Origin of the sequence: Candidatus Chloroploca mongolica, from assembly GCF_004762035.2 — a bacterium.
In the GTDB taxonomy this organism is placed as follows: Bacteria; Chloroflexota; Chloroflexia; order Chloroflexales; family Chloroflexaceae; genus Chloroploca; species Chloroploca mongolica.
In genome coordinates, this window is sequence record NZ_SIJK02000036.1 from 23,811 (window position 1) to 47,997 (window position 24,187).

The window sequence follows — 24,187 nt, forward strand, 5'->3', positions numbered from 1 at the left end:
AAGCACGGGTTGAAAGACTACATGTTCATACCGCTTTGAGGGCATTCATAATATCGAGGGCACCCTTCTTGGCGTCGGCGAAGAGCATCAGCGTATTATCGGCTGCAAAGAGCGGGTTGGGGATGCCAGCAAAGCCGGGGCTCAGGCTGCGCTTAATCACAATAATGCTGCGGGCCTTATCGACATTAAGGATCGGCATCCCGGCGATGGGGCTACTCGGATTGGTACGTGCAACCGGATTGACAACATCATTGGCCCCAATGACAATCACCACATCGGTCTGCTCGAAGGAAGGATTAATCTCATCCATCTCCTTCATCTTATCGTAGGGAATATCGGCCTCAGCGAGCAAGACATTCATATGGCCGGGCATACGACCAGCAACGGGATGGATCGCGAACTCAACCTCAGCACCACGTTCTTCGAGGAGATTGACGAGGTCACGCACCGCGTGCTGGGCTTGCGAGACAGCCATACCATAACCGGGAACAATCACCACCCGGCGCGCTGTCTCCATCAACATTGCCAGTTCTTCGGCATTGGCCGCCTTGACGCGCCCGCCATAGACCTCATCACTGCTCTGGGCCTCCTCGCCGGCGACCCAGATCCCAAAGAGCACATTGGTGAGCGAGCGATTCATCGCCCGACACATAATACTGGTAAGAATAATACCGGAGGCACCGACAAGCGAACCGGTAATAATAAGCGCATTATTATTCAGCACAAAACCAGCGGCGGAAGCAGCTATTCCCGAATAGGAATTCAGCAGTGAAATCACCACGGGCATATCAGCCCCACCAATCGGGAAAACGAGCGAGAGCCCGAGCAGCGTCGAGACAAGCACAATCGCCCAATAGATCCAGGTAGCCGTCGGATCAACGACGAGCCAGACAGAGAGCGCAAGCGCAATGACGAGCAAGATCGCATTAATGATTTGCGCCCCCGAGAGGCGAACATCTTTAATGATACCCTGAAGCTTGCCAAAGGCGACCATGCTACCCCAGAACGTCACCGTACCAATAAGGCCAGAGGCAGCGGTAGCGATGGCAAACTGGATCGTAACCAAGGTCACATCGATCTGGAGGGCATCCAGAAGAGCCGCCCCGGCGACCAGCGTTGAAGCAATGCCACCGAAGCCATTGAGCAACGCAACCATCTGGGGCATATCGGTCATCTGGACGCGGGTCGCCATCAGCGCACCGATGCCGGAACCGATGACCAGACCAGCGATGATCCAGACATAATTAACGACCTGCTGATCGACCAAAGCGGTCACCACCGCGATGAGCATCCCGATCGCGCCGAGTTGATTGCCACGCACGGCGGTACGTGGATGGGTAAGGCCCTTGATCCCCAGAATAAAGAGGGTTGCCGCCGCAAGGTAAGCCAGATTAATCAGCGCACTGCCCATTGCTCAATCCTTCCGGCGAAACATGCCAAGCATACGATTGGTCACCATAAAACCGCCAACCACATTGATGGTGGCAAAAATCACCGCCAGAAAACCGAGGATCGTCGCCACCTGGGGACCGAGCGAGCCTGCCGAGAGAATCGCGCCCACAAGTGTAATACCTGAAATAGCATTAGAACCCGACATCAAGGGCGTGTGCAAGTTTGGGGGCACTTTGGTGATAATCTCGACACCAACAAACAGCGCCAGAACAAAGACGGTCAAGGAGACCACGAGCATTTCCATGCGAAGATTCCTTTGTTATCCAGGGGCAAGCGATCAGAACGACCGCTGCTGGTCTAACCGATGCGTCGATGCGTTGAGCAATCTGCTATGATGAGGCAACCGGTGTACCCGCGCCAATCAGATCATTGATCCGGGCGCTGACAACTTTGCCATCGTGAACGACGGTAGACTCACGGATAATCTCATCATCCATATTGACCGTCAGTTTGCCATCTTTGACCATGAGGCGGAGCAGATTGATCAGGTTACGGCTATAGAGCTGGCTCGCGTGATTAGGCACCGTTGCGGGCAAATTACCTGGCCCAATGATCGTGACATTATGCGCGACGATAATCTGATCAGACCGGGTCAATTCACAATTACCCCCACGTTCGGCGGCGAGATCGACAATCAGCGAACCAGGCTGCATTCCAGCAACCATCTCAGCCGTAATCAAGACCGGTGATGGCTTACCTGGAATGGCAGCCGTTGTAATGACGAGATCATTACGGGCCACCACTTCAGCCATCAACTTGCGCTGCCGCTCATAGAAATCATCGCCAAGGGCTTTGGCATAGCCACCTTTGTCTTCGCTGCTGCCTGTTTCAAGGGGCAGCTCAACAAACTTGGCACCGACGCTCTCGACCTGTTCTTTCACCGCAGCACGGACATCATACGCCTCAACGCGCGCCCCGAGGCGTTTGGCGGTAGCACATGCCTGAAGCCCAGCCACACCGGCACCAATGACAAAGACCCGAGCGGGCGTCACCGTACCAGCGGCCGTCATCAGCATCGGAAACATCCGCGGCATACTAGCAGCCGCAATCAGGACTGCTTTGTAGCCGGCCACCGTCGCCATTGAAGAGAGCGCGTCCATACTCTGCGCACGACTGATGCGAGGAATCAACTCCATCGCCATAGCGGTCACGCCTCGCTCAGCCAGGCTCGCCGCCAACCTTGGTTCCCACAGCGGTTCAAGAAACGCGATCAACAACTGCTGAGGACGCAACATCGCCCGTTCTTTATCGGCGTGACCTGGATCAGCGCCGGCCGCCCGCACCTTGAGCACGATATCAGCCTGCGCATAGACATCGGTACGCGACGCCACGGTACGCACCCCACGTTCGACATAGGCAGCGTCAGGAAACCCGGCACGCATCCCAGCACCTGCCTCAACGACGACTTGCAACCCCATTTTCATCAGGGCTGGCACATCTGCGGGGACGATCGCCACGCGATCTTCACCCGACACCAATTCAGCCGGAATGCCGACGATCATACACTCTCCCTGTTGGAACTCCTGAGTGCGCTGCAGGGCTGCCCTATTCTGTGCAACATACGTCCATTCACTGAGCGAAACCTGGGCAACCCCGGCTTAGTATACCATGAATTGATACAATTGAGAATGTTTTCACAGACAAGGCAAGTGCGCAAATTGACGCCTCCAGAAACATAACGGTGAACGAAATTTCTCGCACAATAAATACCTCTTATCTATTATTTAAGCAACTTATTGGCGAGAGCGTGTTGCGATGGTGTACACTAGAGCCTGTTTTATTCCGTTATGTATGGGTCTAGTTCGGAGGATCAGGTAATGACGACCCTGGATACCGATACGCTGGAGATGGTACTGACGACTCTGCGTGATTATGCCGACCGGCAACTGAAATCCGAGTTTCTGAGGGAGTTGGACGAACGCGACGAGTTTCCGCACGAGGTGCTGAAGGATCTCTACGACCCTGAGAAATTTGGCCTGCACCTTATTTTCATCCCCGAGGAGTTCGGAGGACTCGGTGGGGGTGCCTACGATATTTACCGCGTTTCCGAGCAGATGGCGCGCATCGACCTTGGGGTCGCGACGGGGGTACTGGCAACATTTCTTGGCACTGACCCGATCGTAGTGGGTGGCACCGACGAGCAGAAGGCGCTCTGGATGGGGCGCATTGCCGACGAGGGCTTGCTGGTGGCCTATGGGGCGACTGAGCCGCAGGCAGGCAGTGATCTTGGCAGCCTAACAACCCGGGCAACGCCAGTGTATGAAGATGGGCAACTCACTGGCTACCAGATCTCGGGGCGCAAGCAGTGGATCTCGAATGGTGGGGTGGCAACGCTCTATACGATTCTTGCCAATACCGAGGGCGGGCCAACCTGGTTTGTCGTCGAGCGGGGTGCGCCTGGCTTTAGCTGGGGCAAGCCCGAAGATAAGCACGGTATTCGGGCCTCGAATACGGCAGCGCTCTTCCTTGATGAGGTCTTTGTGCCGGTCGAAAACCTAGTCGGCGGCGTCGAAGGGCAGGGGCTTGCGCAGGCGCAAGCGGTCTTTGGCTATACCCGGCTGATGGTCGCGGCCTTTGGGTTAGGTGGAGGCTGGAGCGCACTTGAGCGGGCGATTCAGTATGGGCAGACGCGCATTCAAGGTGGGGCACTGCTTTCGACGAAACAGGCCTACACCCACAAACTGCTGGTACCGAACGCGGTACGCCTGGAAGCCGCACGTGCGTATATCGAGTGGGTTGCGGAAAATATTGATGCGGGCGACCCTGGGCAGCAGACCGAGGGAGCAGTAGCCAAGTATTTTGCCACCGAGAGCGGCAATAAGGCGGCTGAAGATGCGATCCAGGCCCACGGCGGCTATGGGTATACCAAAGAGTATATGGTCGAGAAGATCAAACGCGACGTGCGCATTACCTGTATCTACGAGGGTACCTCGGAGATTATGGAGTGGACAATTGCGCGTGATCGGTGGCAGTTGCATCTGAAGACCCGTGGGGCCTACTACAACGATTGGGCAGCGAAACTCGATCAACTGGCCCGTACCAACCCCGACACCGGGGCCGCCACAACCGCGCTGGCGTTGCGCGCACTGGCGGTGGTACTTGAACGCTGCCGGCTTGATCGGTTGACCCGCAATCAGCATATTCTCTTCCGGCTTGGTGAGTTGATTGCGTGGGCGGAAACGGCCGCGATCTTTAGCGAGCGTGCCGCCAATAACCCAAGCAAGGCCGTGCCCTTTAGCCCCGAAACCCTGCGAATCATGGCGCGCATTCACGCCCGTGAAGCGGCCCTCAAGATCGCAACCGATGGGCTCCGCTGGTGCATCAGTGCAGGCCAGACCGACCCCAACCTGGCGGGGAGCCTCGGGCTACCGGCGATTTATCAGGCTCAGGCTGGGCAAATTGAAGATATGAACATCGTTGCCGAGCGGCTCAATGCCGCGTTCCCGGCAGAGTAGTTTCCCCCTGCGTGGGGGCGCTCCGGAGGAGCTATTTCCATGGACACTTCGGCCTCGTGCGCCATCGCCATCGTAGGCGTTGGCGCGATGTTGCCTGATGCGCCTAATGCACGAGCATTCTGGCAGAATATTCTTTCCAGGCGCTACAGTATCAGCGAGACACCGGCTAATCGCTGGAGCCTGGCTGATTATTACGATCCTGATCCTGCGGCCCCCGACAAGACCTATACCAAGATTGGTGGGTGGGTACGGGATTTTCAGTTTGATTGGCAGCGTTTTCGCGTTCCGCCCCGCGTGGCGAATGCGATGGACGAGGGTCAGCAGTGGGCGGTCACGGTTGCCGCCGAGGTACTGGCTGATTATGGCTTTCCTGATCGTGCGCTCAATACTGACAATACCGGGGTTATCCTCGGCACGGCGATGGGCGGTGAGTTGCACTATCTGACCAATCAGCGCATCGTGGCCCCCGATTTTGCCAACTATCTCGCAAGTACCGATGCCTTCAAGTCGCTTCCCACTGAGGTGCAGGCGGCGATGCTGGCACAGTTTTATGCTGAAGTGGGGCGAAAGTTGCCCGCGATCAGCGAAGACTCGATGCCGGGCGAGTTGCCGAATATCGTTGCCGGACGGGTAGCGAATGTGCTTAACCTGCGGGGACCCAACTTTATCACCGATGCAGCATGTGCTTCGACCTTTGCCGCCGTCGCGTCTGCGGTCGAGATGTTGAGTGAAGGCCATGTTGATGCGGTGATCACCGGTGGTGTCGACCGCAACATGGGCATTTCAACCTACGTGAAGTTCTGCAAGATCGGGGCGCTTTCAGCAACTGGGACACGGCCATTTGGCGATGGGGCCGATGGTTTTGTGATGGGTGAAGGCGCTGCGGCCTTCTTGCTCAAACGCCTGGCGGATGCGGAACGCGATGGCGATACGATCTACGCCGTGATCCGTGGGGTCGGGGCTTCGTCGGATGGCAAAGGCAAGGGCATTACGGCACCCAATCCGATCGGGCAGATCTACGCGATCGAGCGTGCGTGGAAACACGCCGGGCTCGATCCTGCGACCTGTACGCTGCTTGAAGCACATGGCACGAGTACGCGGGTTGGCGATGTCGTGGAAGTCGAAAGCCTCAGCAAAGTCTTTGCGGGCGCGGAACGAGGGCGCATCGGCCTCGGGTCGGCCAAGAGCAATATTGGCCATCTCAAGGCCGGGGCCGGAGCCGCCGGGTTGCTCAAGGCGGCCTTCGCGGTTCACGAGAAGATCTTGCCGCCGACGCTCAATGCGGCACCGTCGAACCCGAGTGTGGATTTCACGGCAACGCCGTTTAGTCTACTTCACGAGGGACGTGAGTGGGAACGGCCAGCGGCCTTCCCTCGCCGCGCTGGGGTAAGTGCCTATGGATTTGGGGGCACCAATTTTCACCTGGTGCTTGAAGAATATGTGCCCGGGATGATCACCACTGGCCCACGCCGCTATCAGAGTGCTGCGGTTCCTGGTGATGCCGGAGGCGGAGAGGCGAAGAGTGTGAGCAAACATTATGCTGCCCCCGCTCAAGTGGATCAGAAGCCACCGTTGCGGGGCATGCTGGCCCTTGGCGCAGCGACAAGCGCTGATCTGGCAGCGCGGATCACGGCGACCCTTGAGCGCGTAAAGGGCGGTTGGACACCGCCGCTTGCTGCGCCGGAGCGGGCCGAACTCCGTCAACCCGAGCGGCTCGTCGTGGATTTTGGCGAGGCAAGTGACCTAGCCGAGAAACTGGGCAAGGCAGCGCGGGCAGCGGGGTTGAATAATCCGGCTGCATGGCGACCCCTTGCCGCCCAGGGCATCTTCCGGGGCAGTGGCACAGCTTCCGGGAAGGTGGCCTTCCTCTTCCCCGGCCAGGGTAGCCAGTACCTCAATATGGGGCGTGAGTTGGCCCAGCAGTCAGCCGCTGTTGCCGCCGTCTTTGCCGAGGCCGATGCGGTGATGACACCGATCCTTGGGCAACCGTTGACGAGCTATCTCTTTGTGGATAGCAACGATCCGGCGGTGATCAAGCAGGCCGAGCGGGCACTGATGCAGACGGCGATTACCCAGCCGGCGATGCTGACGCTCGATATCGCGCTGCTCACGCTGCTCTCGGAGTATGGCGTTCGTCCCGATATGGTGATGGGCCATTCGCTTGGGGAGTATGGAGCACTGGTGGCGGCGGGCATCATGCCCTTTGCTCAGGCGCTCGAGGCGGCAGCCGCCCGTGGAGCCGAGATGACCAGGGTGAGCGTGGAAGATAATGGCTGGATGGCCGCCGTCATGGCCCCGCTTGAGGTGATCGAGAGCACGCTCAAAGAGGTTGATGGCTATGTGGTTGCAGCCAACCTCAATAGCTACAGCCAGGCCGTGATCGGTGGCGCAAGCCGGGCCGTCGAGCAAGCGATCGACCTCTTTGTTAGTCGTGGCTTCCAGGCCCAGCGCATCCCGGTGAGCCATGCCTTCCATACGAGCATTGTCGCCCCGGCGTCGGGGCCGTTGCGCAAGGTGCTCGACCGCTTGCACATCCGTGAGCCCGAACTGCCGCTGGTTGCCAATGTGACCGGCGAACTCTATCCGACGACGGTTGAGGGCATCAAGGATATTCTGGAGCGCCAGATTGCCTCGCCGGTGCAGTGGGTCAAGGGACTCGAGACGCTCTATCGCGAGGGATGCCGGATCTTTATCGAATGCGGCCCCAAGAAGGCGTTGAAGGGCTTTGTTGATGATGTGCTTGGTGACAAAGGCGATGCTGTTGCGCTCTTTACCAACCATCCCAAAACGGGTGAAATTGCCAGCTTTAACCAGGCGCTCTGCGGGCTCTATGCGGCAGGCCTGGATGCAGCCGAGCCGGTCGCAGTCGCGGCGCCTCGACAGGTCGCCGCAGCCTATGCCCACGAGACGCCGGTGGTAACCCATCGTCTGACGACAAATGTTGCGCATTTGCCCGCGCTTGAGGCCGAAATGGGGCAGGCGAGCCCGGTTGAGGATACCCGCGAGATGAGCCAGGGTGACTATCACGGAGCGCAGCACGGCAACGGGAACGGGCACGGGCTCGAAGCCTTGAGTGCCCTGTTGACACAGGCGCTTCGGCAAGGGGGCGCAAGCCCGGCAGGTCAACCGGCAGCCTATGACCGGAACGTGCCGCCAACCGGCTCGATTGTGATTAGCGGCACCGGCCTTGGCTTGCCGGGGGCCGAGAAGAGCTTGATGGCGCTCGATAACGCCGAGCGCATCCTGCGTGGCGAGCAACTGATTGATCTGATCCCCGAGCGCTTCCGTCGGTTGATGGTCAAGAAGCATGTGACTCGTGTGGTCAAAGGCGAAGACGGCGGTGGCAGTTTCCAGGAAATTGATCACGCCGACGATGTCATCCGGCTCGCGGGGCGTGCAGGGAGCTTTGACCTCACGGCGGAATACGGCGTCTCAGCCAATCTCGTGGAGGCGCTGGACATCACCAGCCAGTTGGCGATGGCGGCAGGGCTTGATGCGCTGCGTGAGGCCGGCCTTCCGCTGGTACAGACCTACAAAAAGACGAGCAAGGGCACCTTCTTGCCCGAGCGCTGGATGCTGCCCGAGGCGTTGCGTGACGAGACTGGCGTTATCTTTGCAAGCGCCTTCCCTGGCTATGACCAGTTGAGTGGCGAATTGCAGCGCTACTACGAGCACGAGGGGCGACTAGCCCTGTTGCAAGAACTGGAAGCACTGCGCAACGAGACGAGCGACGAGGCAACGCTGGTGCGCCTGACCAGGCGGATCAACGAGGTGCGCGACGAGATCGAACGCAAGCCGTACACGTTTGACCGGCGCTTCATCTTCCGCATCCTGGCGATGGGTCACAGCCAGTTGGCCGAGTATATCGGCGCACGCGGGCCAAATACGCATGTCAACGCGGCATGTGCCTCGACCGCACAGGCTGTTGCGATTGCCGAAGACTGGATCCGCAGTGGGCGCTGTCGGCGCGTGCTGGTGGTGGGCGGCGACGATGTCACAAGCGAGCATATGCTCGAATGGGTTGGCGCAGGCTTCCTCGCAACAGGGGCAGCGGCAACTGATGATGCTGTCGAAGAGGCTGCGTTGCCGTTTGATCGGCGTCGGCATGGCACGTTGCTCGGCATGGGCGCGTGTGCCTTGCTGGTCGAGAGCGAGGATGCCGTCCGCGAGCGTGGCATGCGCGGCATTGTCGAGGTGCTCTCGAGTGAGACGAATAACAGCGCCTTCCACGGAACGCGCCTGGATGTGCAACACATCAGCCAGATTGTTGACAATCTGGTGCGGGCCGCCGAGCAGCGCTTTGGGTTGGATCGGCGCACCATGGCCGCACAGACAGTCTTTATCTCGCACGAGACCTTTACGCCGGCCCGGGGCGGCAGTGCTTCCGCCGAAATCGCCGCCTTGCGGCACACCTTTGGGCCAGCGGCGAGCGACATTGTCATCGCCAACACCAAAGGCTTCACCGGTCACCCGATGGGGGTGGGCATCGAAGATGTGATCGCAGTCAAGATCCTGGAGCATGGCATTGTGCCGCCGGTACCCAACTACCGCGAGCCCGACCCCGAACTCGGCCAGTTGAACCTGAGCCGCGGCGGACGTTACCCGGTGCGCTATGCGATCCACCTGGCGGCAGGCTTTGGCTCGCAGATCGCGCTGACCTTGCTGCGACGCATTCCAGGGTCAATCGAGCGCATTGATCAGCGCCAGCGCTATGATTACTGGCTGGCGCAGGTGAGTGGCTATGACCGGGCCGAGACCGAGGTGGTGAAACGTGTCTTGCGGATCAAGGCCCAGGGTGCGCCAAAGCGCGTACCCATGCCAAGTGACTGGGTTCCTGGCACCGGGCCGGTGCAGCGGGCGGCGTTTGCGCCTGATGTAGCCGGACATCACCTGGCGGTTACGCCAGCAAGCAATGGGCGTTCGAGTGCGCCAGCAGTGGTGAGTCGACCAGCAACCCCGGCTCCGGTCGCACCAGTGCCCGTCCCGGTTGCAGCCAAGCCAGTGGAAGCGGTAGCACCCGCACCAGTTGCGCACAAACCGGTTGTTGCGCCACCCCCGGTTGCCCCAGCACCGGCGGCACCAGTCGCGCCAGTGGCTCCAGCACCGGTGGCACCAGTCGCACCAGTGGCTCCAGCACCGGTGAGCGATCCGGTCGCCGAGACGGTGCTGGCCCTTGTCGCCGACAAGACCGGCTACCCGAGCGAGATGCTCGATCTCGACCTCGACCTTGAGGCCGACCTGGGCGTCGACACGGTCAAGCAGGCCGAGACCTTTGCGGCGGTGCGCGAGGCTTTCAACATCCCCCGCATCGAGAACTTGAAGCTGCGCGACTACCCGACGATGCGGCACGTGATTGGCTTTGTGCGTACACAGCGGCCTGATCTCGCCGCACCAACCGCCGCTGCACCCGTCGCCGCAGCACCACAATCGGTCGTCGTCAGTGCGCCAGCAACCGTGAGCGATCCCGTGGCCGAGACGGTACTTGCGCTGGTCGCCGAAAAGACCGGCTACCCGAGCGAGATGCTCGATCTCGACCTCGACCTCGAGGCCGACCTGGGCGTCGACACGGTCAAGCAGGCCGAAACCTTTGCGGCGGTGCGCGAAGCCTTCAACATCCCCCGCATCGAAGACCTGAAGTTGCGCGACTACCCGACGATGCGGCACGTCATCGGCTTTGTGCGCACGCAGCGGCCCGATCTCGCCGCGCCGGTGGCAACACCGGTGGCAGCACCGGTCGCCGTAGCGCCCCAACCGGTCGCCGTCAGTGCGCCAGCCGTCGTGAGCGATCCCGTGGCTGACACGGTGCTCAATCTGGTCGCCGATAAGACCGGCTACCCGATTGAGATGCTTGATCTCGACCTCGACCTCGAGGCCGACCTGGGCGTCGACACGGTCAAGCAGGCCGAAACTTTTGCGGCGGTACGCGAAGCCTTCAACATTCCCCGCATCGAAGACCTGAAGCTGCGCGATTACCCGACGATGCGACACGTCATCGGCTTTGTGCGGACACAGCGGCCCGATCTCGCCGCGCCGGTGGCAACACCGGTGGCAGCGCCCGTCGCCGCAGCGCCCCAACCGGTCGCCGTCAGTGCGCCAGCAAGCGTGAGCGATCCCGTCGCTGACACGGTGCTCAATCTGGTCGCCGATAAGACTGGCTACCCGATTGAGATGCTTGATCTTGACCTCGACCTTGAGGCCGACCTGGGCGTCGACACGGTCAAGCAGGCCGAAACCTTTGCGGCGGTGCGCGAAGCCTTCAACATCCCCCGCATCGAAGACCTGAAGCTGCGCGAATACCCGACGATGCGGCATGTGATCGGCTTTGTGCGGACACAGCGGCCCGATCTCGCCGCGCCAGTGGCAGCACTGACAGCGGTGGCCCCGACACCGGCGGCAGCAGTCGCACCTGCGGCGCCACCGGTGAGTCAGCCATCTCTCGATCCAATCACCGAGACGGTTCTTGGTCTGGTTGCAGAGAAAACCGGCTACCCGACCGAAATGCTCGATCTTGATCTCGATCTCGAGGCCGACCTGGGCGTAGACACGGTCAAGCAGGCCGAAACCTTTGCGGCGGTACGCGAAGCCTTCAACATTCCCCGCATCGAAGACCTGAAGCTGCGCGACTATCCGACGCTGCGTGATGTGATTGGCTTTGTGCATACACAGCGCCCCGATCTGGCGGCAGCAGCAGCGGCAACCGTGGCAACACCGGTCGCCCCGGCTGCGCAACTAGCAGTGGCAGGGCTCACACCAGTAAGCGATCAAGTCACGACAACGGTGCTCAACCTGGTCGCCGACAAGACCGGCTACCCGATTGAAATGCTCGATCTCGACCTCGACCTCGAGGCCGACCTGGGCGTAGACACGGTCAAGCAGGCCGAAACCTTTGCGGCGGTACGCGAGGCCTTCAACATCCCCCGCATCGAAGACCTGAAGCTGCGCGACTATCCGACGCTGCGTGATGTCATCGGCTTTGTGTATACGCAGCGCCCCGAAACCAGAAATGGCACAGCCGTGGTAAGCGAAGGTCTAGACACGATGACAACGGCTGCGTCAACTCAGACGACCACAGCGGCGCCTGCGGGGGCCTACAACCTGAGCGAAGCGAACCGAGCGCCGCGGCGCGTCGCCACGCCAGTGCTCCGGCCACCACTGGATCTCTGCAAAGCGACGAACGTCGAGCTTGGTGAAGGCACACGGGTCATGGTGATGCTTGATCGGAGTGGCATCGGCAAAGCGCTGGTAACACGGCTTGAAAAGCGGGGTGTAACCGTGCTGCCGATCGAGGCACCACCGGAAGAGGGTGCCATTGTCGCGATGATCCAGGGCATGCTTGCCGAAGGGCCGGTTGACGGCATCTACTGGCTACCGGCCCTTGAGGTCGAGCCAGACCTGGAAGAACTTGACCTAGCAGAGTGGTACGAACTGAATCGTGTGCGGGTCAAGAATCTGCATCTGGCGACGCACACGCTCGTCGGGGCGCAACCCGAGCGCATTCCTTTCCTCGTGGTGGGAACGCGGATGGGCGGGCGGCATGGCTACGACGACGACGGGGCGGCGGCACCACTTGGCGGTGCGGTGACAGGGTTTGCCAAAGCCTACAAACGCGAATACCCGTCGGTACTCGTCAAAGCGGTTGACTTCGAGACCGGGCGCAAGAGTGTCGAACCAGCCGAGAGCCTGATCGCCGAAACACTGAGCGATCCAGGCATCGTTGAAGTCGGCTACTGTGACGGGCTACGGCTCAGCGTAAGCCTGGAAGAGCGCCACGCCTACAATGGCAACTCGGGGATGGTCTTGACGCCCGAGACGGTCTATCTGGTGACGGGGGCAGCGGGGGGCATCACGAGTGCGATCATTGGCGACCTGGCGGCAGCCGGGATGGGCGGGACGTTCTACCTGCTCGATCTAACGCCAGAGCCTGATCCTGCGGACGAGCATATCCGGCTCTTCCGGCAAGACCGGGCCGCGCTGAAGGCGGCGCTGATCGCGGAAGCCCAGGCACGCGGCGAGCGGCCAACGCCAGTGCAGATTGACCGGGGCATCATGGCGGTGGAACGCTCTGAGGCAGCGTTGCGGGTGATCGAAGTGATCGAAGCAGCGGGCGGCACAGCCAACTACTACAGCCTCGACCTGCGTGATGCAGCAACGGTTGCCGGGGTTATTGACACCATTCGCGAACGCGAGGGCCGCATTGACGTGCTGCTGCACGCAGGCGGCATCGAAATCAGTCGAGCGTTGAGTGAAAAAGCGCACGACGAATTCAGCCGGGTCTTTGACATCAAGGCTGATGGCTTCTTCAACATGCTGCGGGCGGCCAAGGGTCTGCCGATTGGCGCAACCGTCGCCTTCAGTTCCGTGGCCGGGCGGTTTGGCAACAGTGGTCAGACCGACTACAGCGCCGCCAACGACCTGCTCTGCAAAATCAGCAGCAGCATGCGGCGCTGGCGCCCCGACACACGCGCCATCGTAATTGACTGGACAGCCTGGGGCGGGATCGGGATGGCGACCCGTGGGTCGATTCCACGGATTATGGAGATGGCGGGGATTGATATGCTCCCCCCCGAGGTTGGTATCCCAACGATCAGGCGCGAATTGACGGCGGGCGACACCCGCGACGAAATCGTCGTCGGGCTGCGCCTGGGTGTACTCACCGAAGAGTTTGACCCGACAGGCGGGCTCGACCCGGCGAAAGTCGCGACAACGCTGGCTGCGCGTGAGCGGCCATACCTGATGGTCGGCACAGTCGAAGCGGCCAGGCTGTATGGTGGCATCATTGCAGAGACCTCACTTGACCCGCACGAGCAACCGTTTCTGTACGATCATCAGATCGAAGGGACACCGGTGTTGCCGGGGGTGATGGGCACCGAAGGCTTTGCGGAGGTAGCGGGGTTGTTTGCCCCTGGCTTCCGTCTGGCACGAATCGAGCATGAACGGCTCGATAGCCCGGTCAAATTCCATCGCAGCCAGCCACGCACGCTGACGCTGCGGGCGGTCATTCGGCCTACCGAAGGTGGTGATCTGCTGGCCCAGACCACGTTGAGCTCCACGTTCCAACCAGTGGTAGCCCCGGGGCAGACCCCACCGCCGGCGCAAGAGACGGTACACTTCCGGGCCGAGGTTCGCCTCACCCGTGGGGAGTTGATCCCGGCGCAAACCGAACGACCGATTGCGGACGAGCATGCCCGGGTGATCGAGCGAAGTGAGATCTACAAAGTCTACTTCCACGGCCCGGCGTATCAGGTGCTTGAGAAGGTTATGCTGAGCGACGAGATGGCGATTGGCATGCTGGCGGGCGATCTGCCACCCGATAGCACTCCCGCCAACGCCGAGCACATGGTTGACCCACGTTTGCTGGAGTTGTGCTTCCAGACGGCGGGCGTGTGGGAGATCGTCCAGACCGAGGCAATGGCATTGCCATCCTCACTCGACACGCTTGAGGTCTATCGGCATCTGGAAGAGGCTGGCGACGCGCAGATCTACGCCATCGTCACCCCGGTCGAGAACGGCACGAGCTTTGACGCCCGGGTTGTTGACGACCTGGGGAACGTCTATCTTGATCTGCACGGCTATCGGACAGCACGCTTGCCGGGGACGGCGCACCTGTAGGAAAGAATAGCGTTGGGCAAGCAGGATCCTCCTGCCTGCCCAACGCCCAACCAGGCGCATAGGAAAGACATGATTGACTGGCTGATCCAACAACGATCCGATCTACCGGCCGTAGCACCCGAGCTATGGCTAAGTGTACCCGAACGCGATCAGATGCGGACACTCCGCATGGAGAAACGGCGTGAAGAGTGGTTGCTCGGACGTTGGACAGCACGGCGGCTCATCCAGGCCTGGGCACAACGCGAGCTTGGCTTCGCGCCCCACCCGACTGAGCTGATGATTCTGCCCGCCCCTGATGGCGCACCCGAAATTCATGCGCTTGATCCCGCCTTGCGGATGGCCCTCGGGACGGTACGCCTCACGATCAGCCATAGTGCGGGGCAGGCCTTTTGTGCGCTGGCCCCTGCGGGAGCACCGGTGGGTGCCGACATCGAGCAGATTGCACCACGCCATAGCAACTTTGCCGAAACCTACTACACGCCTGGCGAGATCGCGCTGCTCGCAGCAACTGACCCCTCCCACTACAACGTCTTGCTCAATGCGATCTGGAGCACGAAAGAGGCTGTACTAAAAGCCTTACGACACGGCTTACGGGTTGATACACGTCTTGTCGAATGCCTGGTACCACTGCCCGACGCAGCAGACCAGGATGCTGACTGGCGACCATTTCTCGCCCACTGCGATCCGTCGCTTGGCGCACCACCGGCTGGCGTACGCTGCTGGTGGCGCCAGGATCACCATGTTGTCCTGACGATTGCCGCCATTACCCCACGTCTCGTCACCGAACAGGTAGGCAACAAACCGGTTATCCAGTCACCGCTGTATGGAGTATGAGAGTCGAGACTTATGATGGAAGATTTTGTTCGTAAGCTCCGTGAACGCAAAGCCATTGCGGCTGGCACAGAAAAAGATGCCGCTGCGCAGCATCAGAAGGGTCGCCTGACGGCACGTGAGCGGATCGAGGTATTGTTCGACCCCAATAGTTTCAATGAGATTGATACGCTGGTGACTCCGCGCTACGAGAGCTATATGGGTGGCAAGGGGTCGCGGTTTGGTGATGGCGTCGTGACTGGGTTTGGCTTGATCAATGGGCGCCAGGTCTTTGCGGCGGCGCAGGATGCCAGCGTGATGGGCGGCTCACTCGGCGAGATGCATGCGAACAAAATCGTCAAAGCGATGCGGATGGCCCTGAGTTATGGCTGTCCTTTTGTGGCGCTAAATGACTCGGGTGGGGCACGCATTCAAGAGGGCGTTGATAGTCTGGGGGGGTATGCCCGGATCTTCGATGCCAACTGCGAAGCCTCGGGGGTGATTCCGCAACTCTCGGTGATCCTCGGGCCATGTGCTGGCGGCGCCGTCTATTCGCCTGGGCTCACTGATTTTATTTTCATGACCGAAAACAGCTATATGTTCATCACTGGCCCGGAAGTCGTGCGCTCGGTGATGCAAGAGCAGGTCAGCCAGGAAGAACTGGGCGGCGGACGAATTCACGCGACAGAGAGTGGGGTGGCGCACTTTCTCTCACGCGATGACCAGGAGTGTCTGTTGAAGGTGCGGGAATTGCTGAGCTACCTGCCCTCGAATAATATGAGTGACCCGCCGTATGTACCGCCCCACGATGACCCCGAGCGTCGCTGTCCTGAGCTTGAGGAACTGGTACCGGTTGATCCGCAGAAGCCCTACGATGTGCGGGAAGTCATTGCCAGCATCGTGGATGACGGGCGTTTCCTGGAGGTTCACGAGCTCTGGGCGCAGAATATGGTGGTGGGCTTTGCGCGCCTGGATGGGTATGTGGTCGGGCTGGTAGCGAATCAGCCGATCCATCTCGCAGGCACGATTGACATCAAAGCTTCGATCAAAGCGACGCACTTTATTCGCATCTGTGATGCTTATAATATTCCGATCATCACTTTGCAAGATGTCCCCGGCTTTTTGCCTGGCACGAGTCAGGAATATGGAGGGATCATCCGCAACGGTGCGCGGCTGATTTATGCCTATTCAGAGGCAACGGTGCCCAAACTCATGTTGATTCTGCGCAAGAGCTATGGTGGGGCCTACTGCGTCATGAGTAGCAAAGGGCTCCGGGGCGACTTGCTCTATGCCTGGCCCAACGCCGAACTGGCGGTGATGGGGGCGGCAGGGGCGGTCAATATCCTCTTCCGCAACGAGGTCAAGGCGGCTGATGATCCGAAGGCACGGAGTCGAGAACTGGTGAGCGAGTATCAAGAGAAGTTCAACAACCCGTATGTTGCGGCGGCACGTGGTCTCATTGACGACGTAATCGAGCCACGCGACAGCCGCCGTGTACTCGTGCGGGCGCTGCACGTGACGCTCTCGAAACGTGACCGGCACCTGCCCAAGAAGCATGGCATTTCACCGATGTAGGAAGAGTTCCGCACGACAATGCAAGTTGCATTGGTATGCACGAAGGTGCTTGTATGTTCAAACGAGTATTGATCGCCAACCGAGGCGAAATTGCCGTGCGCATGGTGCGCGCCTGTCGCGACATGGGCCTTGCGGCGATCGCAGTCTACGAGCCTGGCGATGAAGGGGCGCTGCATGTGCGCCTGGCCGACGAGGCGTATCCTATTACCTCACCCCTCGGCTACCGTGACCCCGAAGCAATGCTCGCGGTGGCGCGGGTAAGCAAGGTTGATGCGGTGCATCCAGGGTATGGGCTTATTTCCGAGCATCCAGGGTTTGCGCAGGCATGCGAAGCGGCTGGAATCGCCGTGGTCGGACCGGGGAGTACGGTACTGGCCAACGTGCGTGATAAGGTTGGGGCAGTGGCCCACGCCAGGGCCGCCGGCATTCCCACAACCCGGCCGTCAAGCCGGAGCTTTATGCCCGATGAGACCGCAGCGTTGTTGAACGAGGCCGATCTGATTGGGTATCCGCTGGTTGTCAAAGCATGTGCGGGCGGACGGGGGCGAGGTACCTCGGTGGCGCGAGGCCCGGATGATCTGCTCGACGTGGTGCGGCGTTCATCAACGGCGGCTCAGGCGGTCTACCTCGATCCGCAGGTTTACCTGGAAGAGGCTGTGCTGCCTTCACGGTATATCGAGGTGCCGATCCTGGGCGATCATCACGGCAACCTGATCCATCTGGGTGAACGTGACGGCTCGATCCAGCGGAATACGCGCAAAGTCATCGAGGAGACCCCGGCGCCAAACCTGAGTCAGGCGCAACGCGAGGCGATCTGGGCAACGGCACTCCAGGTAGCACGGCTCTTTTCGTGTCGCAGTGCATGTACGATCGAGTTTGTGCTTGACGGCGAAGGCCGCCACTTCTTCACCGAGGTCAAGCCGCGCCTCCAGGTCGAACACCTAGTCAGCGAGATGGTCACGCGCATTGATGTGGTGCGTGAACAGTTGCGCATTGCGGCAGGGCTACCACTCGAATTTACGCAAGAAGAAGTACATCTGCGGGGACATGCGATCTTCTGCCGCATCAATGCCGAAGATCCGTGGCACGGCTATCTGCCCAGTCCGGGGCACATCACTAGTTTTCGCGTGCCAGGCGGTCCAAATGTCCGGGTGGACACCTATGTCTATGCGGGGGCCGAAGTCCCTGTGCGCTACGATTCACTGCTGGCGAAACTGGTTGCGTGGGGGCCAACCCGCGAGGAGTGCCTGAACCGGGTGCAGCGGGCACTGCAAGAATTTCAGATTACCGGTATCCAGACAAACCTCGCGCTACTGCGGCTCATCCTGAATGATAACGCCTTTATCGCGGGAACCTACACCACCGAATTCAGCCGACGACGTTTGATGGAGATGCCACCGCTCAGCGATGATACGAGCGATCTGGCCGCGATTGCGGCGCTCGCCTATCTGCGGCGCACCCAGGCGGCGCAGCCGGCGATCCCCGAAGCCTTCACGAGTGGCTGGCACCGTGATAGTCGTCGTTTGCCACAGTGAGGAGGAGGAACTATGCGTCGTTTCGTTGTCACCATTGATGAGACCGAGTTTGAGGTTGAAGTCATGGGGGTTGCCCGAGCAGAAGGATGGATCGAAGTGCAGGTGAATGGCGAGCCAATGCGCGTACTGCTCCCCTGGTCAGCAACCGCTGACCAGAGCGGATGGGCAATGGTCAACAATCGACCGCACGAGATCCAGCTTGATCATGATCTGCACTGGATCCAGACCCCGCATGGGCGGCACAGTGTGCAGATCCGTGACCGTGACACGGCGACTGCCCGGCCGCGGAGTGGCGACGGGCGCATCAAAGCCCCCATCCCCGGCCTGATCGCCCGCATCCTGGTTGAACCAGGCCAGCATGTGGAAGTAGGGCAGCCAGTGCTGGTGCTAGAAGCGATGAAGATGCAGAACGAGATCACGGCCCCCCGCAGCGGAACGATCAGCATGCTCAACATCCAGCCCGGTCAGAGTGTGAAACTGCACGAACTTCTGATCGAGATCAGTTGAGATCGCGTCATACCGATAGGGCAACTGATGGTCTGAGGGAGGGCAAGCCCTCCCTCAGACCATCACTACCGTTTGCCAAGTTCAACCGAGCGACGGTAGGCCGCCCAGATCGCATCAGACAGCACGGTACGCATCCCACCGCGTTCGAGTTCGGAAATGGCGGCGGCACTTGTCCCACCTGGCGATGTCACCGCATTGCGCAGTTGCGCCGGATGCAAGCCGCTCTGCTGCGCATAACGCACCGAGCCGAGCATCGTCTGTTGCACCAGTTCTTCGGCAATGCGCCGCGACAACCCGAGGTGAACCCCGGCATCAACCATCGCCTCCATCATCAAGAAGAAGTAGGCTGGCCCGGTACCATTGATTGCCGTCGCCATATCCAGGTAGGCCTCGGTATCGACAAACAGCGCACGTCCCAGCGCACCGAGAACAGTCTCGGCCCACTCACGCTGCTCAAGGCTCACCTCGTGGGCCGCCGTCCAGACCGTCATGCCCTCACCGATCACTGCGGGAGTATTGGGCATACTGCGCACCACTGCCGGATGGACGAGCGCCTCGGCGATGCTCTGGATCGTCGCCCCAGCCACGACCGAAATAGCCAGATCATCGTCGCGTAACGTATGTTGCAGCGGTGGCAGCACGCGCTGAAGTTGTTGGGGTTTGACCGCAAGAATAACAATGCGGCCCCAGCGTGCCGCCACGGCATTATCAGGGCTGGTATGCACTCCATAGGTCGCGGCCAGTTCGCGGCGTCGCTCTTCCCGCGGATGGCTGACCAGAATCTGGTCGGGGGTGACCAGTTCCTGGCGCAACAGACCGCCAATAACCGCCTCGCCCATCGCACCAGGCCCGATCACAGCAATTGGAAGGTGATGAAGCATATTTTCTCTCCACTGGGCCTGTGGCCCCGAACCTCACCCCAGGAGCGCGGGCAGTTCACCCGCTTTTGCCCTCGAAGCAATCCCTTATTGACGCACAGGCGCAAAGCTGCGCCTTGGGATCACACCAGCGAGAAGTCTACCGCAGATTGCGTGCAATGGCAACTGGTGCAGTGCAGCACAGCACAATCAGTGAGACTATGTTATTATCTATAAGCAACGATGTCTGTTCATATGTACAGCAAACAGCCAGCTTGCAGGGGATGTGCGGACACCCGGTTGGCTGCGGAGAAAAAGCATGACACAGCGCTTTCAAGACAAAGTCGCCATTGTGACGGGGGCATCATCGGGGATCGGGCGAGCAACGGCGGTCGGTCTGGCCCGTGAGGGAGCGAAGGTGACAATCTGTGCCGATCGCAATGTCGAGGGGCTGGAGGAGACACGCCAGGAACTGGCTGCCCTTGGGGCCGAGTGTCTGGCACTCCAGGTTGATGTACGGAGCCAGGCTGCCGTCGAGGGGTGCGTGCAGCAGACCCGCGAGCACTTTGGCACGATTGATATTCTCGTCAATAATGCCGGTACCGGGCAATTCAGCCCGTTTCCGATGATGTCGAATGACGAGTATGACCGCGTGATGGATATCAACCTGCGTGGCACGTTCTACTTCTGCCGGGCGGTGCTGCCGATTATGCTCGAGCACGACTATGGCAAAATTGTCAATGTCACGTCAATTATGGGCGAGATTGCCGCGATGGGGCAGAGCATCTACAATGCAAGCAAAGGGGCAGCCAAGCTGATGACCCAGGGCATTGCGGTTGATGTGGCAGGACGCAATATTAATGTCAACGCGGTCGCACCAGGCATGGTGGTCACCAATATGACCCAGCGCATGTTTGGTGACAAAGAGCGCGAACGCTATTTTGTCGAACGCATTCCGAAACGCCGCATTGGGCAACCCGAAGATATTGCCGGGCCAATCCTCTTCCTCTGCAGTGACGAAGCAAGCTACATCCACGGCACCACGCTGGTGGTCGATGGCGGGATGCTTTGTACCCGTTGAGATACAGCTTCATTCACTGAGGCATGTTTCAAACGAGCTTGACCGTTCGCAGCGAAGGTAGCACCGGCTTCCAGCCGGTGGGGCTTCCTGACTGGCTGGAAGCCGGTGCTACCAAACGGTCAAGCTGATCGCGCCATGCTGAAACCATGCCTGACCAAAAAAGCCAGCTACGCTGGCTTTTTTGGTCAGGCGAGCGAAGCGTATTGTGGGTCGTCAATGGTAAAATAGCATGATCATGAAGAGACAAGCATAGAAAGAACGATCATGACGAACTTCCTACGACGGCTCACGCTTGTAGCGTCTCTCCTGGTAACGATGCTGCTGGCCGCGTGCGCGGTTGGGCAGAACGGGGCACCCGCCCCGCTTGAAGAGCCGACCGTGACCCTCTCTGAGCAAGAAAGCCTTGAGGCAACGACCGAGGCTGATCCGCTCTTCGTTGAGTTTGGCGAACTTGTCACCTACGAGCATCCCTCGGGCGTCTTTTCGCTTGATGTGCCCGCGAATTGGGTCCTGATTGATCAGAGCAGGCCTGATGAGCTTTTTATGACCTGGACTGATACGACCCGCAAGGGCGGCGTGATTATTAATCTCTTTGAGGACGAGACGGCCTATAACGAAGAGGAATTATTGAGTATTCTTGATGCATTTCTCAGTAATAATTTTAGTGGACAGCCTGAATTTGAAGCTGACACGCCAGAAATACAGAATGATGGAAGCATCTTGTTAGCCTGGGCCTATGTTGCGACGGCGGCTTCGGGTGAGAAGTTTCTCTTGTTGGGCAATAGTTTCGTTGAGCAACGGGGCAATAAGATCTCGATTCTGACAACCCTGATCCCCGATGAACGGTTTGACGAGTATGTTGAGGTGACGAATGTGATGATTAATAGCTATCGCATCAATCCTGATGCGTCGTTGTGAGCTTGCTGGGGGCCTGGCGGCCCCCAGCAAGCTCGCTTGTGCTGGCGACAACGGGCAGCTTAGCTGCCCGTTGTCACCAGCACAAGCAAGAATATACCATAAGGAAAAGTGATGACAGATGCACGTATGCTTGCCCAGACCATGCTTGGGAACGAGCCATATGGGTTGTTGATTGGTGAAGGATGGCGTCCGGCTACCGGTGGTGGTCGGTTTACGGTAACGAATCCGGCAACGGGCGATCATCTTGCCGAGGTGGCTGATGCGGATGCATCTGATGTGCAGGCAGCAATTGAGGCAGCGGCGGCGGCCCTGCCCGCTTGGGCCATTGTGCCTGCACCGGCACGGGCGGCGATCCTCCGTCGGGCGGCGGGGCTGATGCTGGAAGAGCAGGAACGCCTGGCAACCGTCATGACACTTGAGCAGGGCAAGCCGCTCGCCGAGGCACGTGGCGAGATTGCGTATGCGGCGAGTTTTTTGACCTGGTTTGCCGGTGAAGCCGAGCGTATCTATGGCATGACGATCCCGGCAAGTGTCGCGAACAAGCGCTTGCTTGTCTTGCGGCAGCCCGTTGGGGTCTGTGCGATGATTACACCCTGGAATTTCCCGAGTGCGATGATTACACGCAAGCTCGGGCCTGCCCTGGCAGCAGGATGCACAGCGGTGATCAAGCCAGCCGAGCAGACGCCGCTCTCGGCGCTTGAGTTGGGGCGGATCTTGCGCCAGGCCGGGTTGCCTGATGGGGTCTGCAATATCGTGACGTGCCAAGATCCGGTGCCCTTCAGCACGACGATTTTTGACGATGAGCGGGTGCGCAAGGTGAGTTTCACCGGCTCGACCGAGGTTGGCAAACTGCTGATTCAACAGTCAGCCGCCACCGTCAAACGCCTCTCGCTGGAGCTTGGGGGCAATGCGCCGTTCATTGTCTTTGCCGATGCGGATCTTGATGCGGCGGTGAGCGGGGCGCTGGCCTCGAAATTTCGCAATGCCGGTCAGACCTGTGTCTGCGCCAATCGGATCTTTGTGCAACGCTCGATCTATGAGGCGTTTGCCGAGCGCTTTACGGCCAGGGTGGCCGCGATGCAGGTCGGCAACGGGCTCGACCCGGCGACGGTGATTGGGCCGCTCATTGATCAGCAGGCGCGCACCAAAGTCGAACGCCACGTCGCCGATGCGCTGGCTGGTGGCGCTTCGATCTTGACTGGCGGTAGCGCTGCTACGCCCGAGACGCAGTTCTGGACACCAACGGTGCTGGCGCATGCGACCCCAACCATGTTGGTGGCCCGTGAAGAGACCTTTGGCCCGGTAGCGCCACTGATCGGCTTCGATGACGAGGCCGAGGTGCTTGGGTATGCCAATGCAACACCCTTTGGTCTGGCGGCCTACTGCTACACCCGCGATCTCAGCCGGGCCTGGCGGATGGCCGAGGGGCTAGAGTATGGCATCGTCGGCATCAACGATGCCATTCCCTCGACCGCCCAAGCGCCTTTTGGCGGATTCAAGCAGAGCGGGCTTGGGCGCGAGGGCGGGCCGAGTGGGATTGACGAGTATCTCGAAGAGAAATATGTCTCGATGGTCTTATAGACGCCGCACCGCCTGGGCGTTGCGAAAGACCAGATTCGCCATCGGAATATAGACCGGCCCATCAGGGCCTTCGAGCAGAGCCAGGGGGCGTAGTTCCACACTGCGCCCCTCATCGCTGGGCAAGTCGAGCGTCCAGTCAAGCCGTATCTCGATGCGTGCGCCAGGTTCCAGGGTCAGACCTTCGGGCGGCAAGGGCGTCGCCGTTCCATCAGCGGCAAGCTGTGTGAGATCCTCGGGGCCGTAGCTCAAAGCCGGATTGGTCGGAATGATGCCACGAAACTGGTAGGTCGTCCGCGTCGGATTCACCAGGGTGGTCACAAGTGGCTGCGGCTCTTCGAAGACACCACGGGTCTGAAACACCGTGAAGAAGCCGGGCGTCGCTCCCGTCAGAATCTCGACCCGCAACTCGCCCACAGGCACCTCGTAGCTACGGGTCGAGGTGCGGATCAGCATCCCGGTGAAGGTATGCTCGCCAGGGGCAAGAGCACGCACGTCGAGGGTGAGATTGCGCCGCGAACGCAACCCGCCGATCGCCTGAGAGAAGGTCTGAGCATTCACGATCTCGACCAGCGGCGAAGCAGGGGTCAACTCGACGGCCTCGACCGCATCGCGCTCGAACGCATCGAGCCGCGAAAACTCAACCAGCAGGTTCATACTAAAGACTTCATCAACCAGGGCAGCATAGGCCCCCTGATTGGCAACAACACTCACAGGCGCGGGGGTAGGAGTCGGTTCAGCAGGTGCCCCTGGCGAACCACAGGCACCCAGCAAGGCGAGGCCCAGGACGAAGATCAGATAGCGCATACA

14 protein-coding genes are annotated in these 24,187 nt (G+C 60.0%); 9 read left to right on the plus strand and 5 right to left on the minus strand.

Annotated features, from left to right (window positions below; genetic code table 11):
* Window positions 1–25: 25 nt before the first annotated feature.
* From EYB53_RS17685 to EYB53_RS17695, 3 genes are all read right to left on the minus strand, one after another.
* Window positions 26–1,411 (minus strand): NAD(P)(+) transhydrogenase (Re/Si-specific) subunit beta, encoded by a 1,386-nt coding sequence (locus tag EYB53_RS17685; RefSeq protein ID WP_135479739.1) that lies wholly within the window; start codon window positions 1,409–1,411, stop codon window positions 26–28.
* Between the two features lie 3 nt (window positions 1,412–1,414).
* The gene (locus EYB53_RS17690) at window positions 1,415–1,696 is read right to left on the minus strand and encodes an NAD(P) transhydrogenase subunit alpha part 2 (protein WP_097651639.1); all 282 of its coding nucleotides are present in this window, start codon (window positions 1,694–1,696) and stop codon (window positions 1,415–1,417) included.
* A gap of 85 nt (window positions 1,697–1,781) precedes the next feature.
* Window positions 1,782–2,954 carry a Re/Si-specific NAD(P)(+) transhydrogenase subunit alpha gene (locus tag EYB53_RS17695; RefSeq protein WP_135479740.1) on the minus strand — a complete coding sequence of 391 codons (1,173 nt, stop codon included), beginning with the start codon at window positions 2,952–2,954 and terminating at the stop codon, window positions 1,782–1,784.
* 315 nt (window positions 2,955–3,269) lie between these two features.
* Between EYB53_RS17695 and EYB53_RS17700 the strand changes: the two genes are divergently transcribed.
* The 6 genes from EYB53_RS17700 to EYB53_RS17725 all read left to right on the plus strand — a co-directional run bounded on the left by EYB53_RS17700 (window position 3,270) and on the right by EYB53_RS17725 (window position 18,943).
* Complete coding sequence (locus EYB53_RS17700) at window positions 3,270–4,907, plus strand: acyl-CoA dehydrogenase family protein (protein ID WP_135479741.1); 1,638 nt, start codon at window positions 3,270–3,272, stop codon at window positions 4,905–4,907.
* A 39-nt stretch (window positions 4,908–4,946) separates the two neighbouring features.
* Entirely contained in the window at window positions 4,947–14,516 is a 9,570-nt protein-coding gene (locus EYB53_RS17705) for a type I polyketide synthase (protein ID WP_135479742.1), read from the plus strand.
* A 69-nt stretch (window positions 14,517–14,585) separates the two neighbouring features.
* Window positions 14,586–15,350 (plus strand): 4'-phosphopantetheinyl transferase family protein, encoded by a 765-nt coding sequence (locus EYB53_RS17710; RefSeq protein ID WP_135479743.1) that lies wholly within the window; start codon window positions 14,586–14,588, stop codon window positions 15,348–15,350.
* A 12-nt stretch (window positions 15,351–15,362) separates the two neighbouring features.
* Window positions 15,363–16,901 (plus strand): acyl-CoA carboxylase subunit beta, encoded by a 1,539-nt coding sequence (locus EYB53_RS17715; RefSeq protein ID WP_503827069.1) that lies wholly within the window; start codon window positions 15,363–15,365, stop codon window positions 16,899–16,901.
* 53 nt (window positions 16,902–16,954) lie between these two features.
* Complete coding sequence (locus EYB53_RS17720; RefSeq protein ID WP_135479744.1) at window positions 16,955–18,436, plus strand: acetyl-CoA carboxylase biotin carboxylase subunit; 1,482 nt, start codon at window positions 16,955–16,957, stop codon at window positions 18,434–18,436.
* A gap of 12 nt (window positions 18,437–18,448) precedes the next feature.
* Window positions 18,449–18,943 carry an acyl-CoA carboxylase biotin carboxyl carrier protein subunit gene (locus EYB53_RS17725; protein WP_135479745.1) on the plus strand — a complete coding sequence of 165 codons (495 nt, stop codon included), beginning with the start codon at window positions 18,449–18,451 and terminating at the stop codon, window positions 18,941–18,943.
* A 65-nt stretch (window positions 18,944–19,008) separates the two neighbouring features.
* Here EYB53_RS17725 and proC read toward each other — a convergent pair whose 3' ends face one another.
* Complete coding sequence (gene proC, locus EYB53_RS17730; protein ID WP_135479746.1) at window positions 19,009–19,824, minus strand: pyrroline-5-carboxylate reductase; 816 nt, start codon at window positions 19,822–19,824, stop codon at window positions 19,009–19,011.
* A gap of 295 nt (window positions 19,825–20,119) precedes the next feature.
* Between proC and EYB53_RS17735 the strand changes: the two genes are divergently transcribed.
* The 3 genes from EYB53_RS17735 to EYB53_RS17745 all read left to right on the plus strand — a co-directional run bounded on the left by EYB53_RS17735 (window position 20,120) and on the right by EYB53_RS17745 (window position 23,380).
* The gene (locus EYB53_RS17735) at window positions 20,120–20,881 is read left to right on the plus strand and encodes an SDR family NAD(P)-dependent oxidoreductase (protein ID WP_135479747.1); all 762 of its coding nucleotides are present in this window, start codon (window positions 20,120–20,122) and stop codon (window positions 20,879–20,881) included.
* 264 nt (window positions 20,882–21,145) lie between these two features.
* A complete protein-coding gene (locus EYB53_RS17740) occupies window positions 21,146–21,799 on the plus strand; it encodes a hypothetical protein (RefSeq protein ID WP_135479748.1) in 654 nt (217 codons plus the stop codon).
* Between the two features lie 111 nt (window positions 21,800–21,910).
* The gene (locus EYB53_RS17745; RefSeq protein WP_254151120.1) at window positions 21,911–23,380 is read left to right on the plus strand and encodes an NAD-dependent succinate-semialdehyde dehydrogenase; all 1,470 of its coding nucleotides are present in this window, start codon (window positions 21,911–21,913) and stop codon (window positions 23,378–23,380) included.
* On the opposite strand, the gene EYB53_RS17750 is transcribed toward EYB53_RS17745, so the two are convergent.
* The gene (locus EYB53_RS17750) at window positions 23,375–24,184 is read right to left on the minus strand and encodes a hypothetical protein (protein WP_135479749.1); all 810 of its coding nucleotides are present in this window, start codon (window positions 24,182–24,184) and stop codon (window positions 23,375–23,377) included. The two genes, EYB53_RS17745 and EYB53_RS17750, sit on opposite strands and share 6 nt — an antisense overlap.
* Window positions 24,185–24,187: the final 3 nt, after the last annotated feature.

Coding starts and splice junctions, on each gene's coding strand:
- EYB53_RS17685 (WP_135479739.1), bottom strand. CDS start 1,411: ATGGGCAGTGCGCTGATTAATCTGGCTTACCTTGCGGCGGCAACCCTC.
- EYB53_RS17690 (WP_097651639.1), bottom strand. CDS start 1,696: ATGGAAATGCTCGTGGTCTCCTTGACCGTCTTTGTTCTGGCGCTGTTT.
- EYB53_RS17695 (WP_135479740.1), bottom strand. CDS start 2,954: ATGATCGTCGGCATTCCGGCTGAATTGGTGTCGGGTGAAGATCGCGTG.
- EYB53_RS17700 (WP_135479741.1), top strand. CDS start 3,270: ATGACGACCCTGGATACCGATACGCTGGAGATGGTACTGACGACTCTG.
- EYB53_RS17705 (WP_135479742.1), top strand. CDS start 4,947: ATGGACACTTCGGCCTCGTGCGCCATCGCCATCGTAGGCGTTGGCGCG.
- EYB53_RS17710 (WP_135479743.1), top strand. CDS start 14,586: ATGATTGACTGGCTGATCCAACAACGATCCGATCTACCGGCCGTAGCA.
- EYB53_RS17715 (WP_503827069.1), top strand. CDS start 15,363: ATGATGGAAGATTTTGTTCGTAAGCTCCGTGAACGCAAAGCCATTGCG.
- EYB53_RS17720 (WP_135479744.1), top strand. CDS start 16,955: ATGTTCAAACGAGTATTGATCGCCAACCGAGGCGAAATTGCCGTGCGC.
- EYB53_RS17725 (WP_135479745.1), top strand. CDS start 18,449: ATGCGTCGTTTCGTTGTCACCATTGATGAGACCGAGTTTGAGGTTGAA.
- proC (WP_135479746.1), bottom strand. CDS start 19,824: ATGCTTCATCACCTTCCAATTGCTGTGATCGGGCCTGGTGCGATGGGC.
- EYB53_RS17735 (WP_135479747.1), top strand. CDS start 20,120: ATGACACAGCGCTTTCAAGACAAAGTCGCCATTGTGACGGGGGCATCA.
- EYB53_RS17740 (WP_135479748.1), top strand. CDS start 21,146: ATGACGAACTTCCTACGACGGCTCACGCTTGTAGCGTCTCTCCTGGTA.
- EYB53_RS17745 (WP_254151120.1), top strand. CDS start 21,911: ATGACAGATGCACGTATGCTTGCCCAGACCATGCTTGGGAACGAGCCA.
- EYB53_RS17750 (WP_135479749.1), bottom strand. CDS start 24,184: ATGCGCTATCTGATCTTCGTCCTGGGCCTCGCCTTGCTGGGTGCCTGT.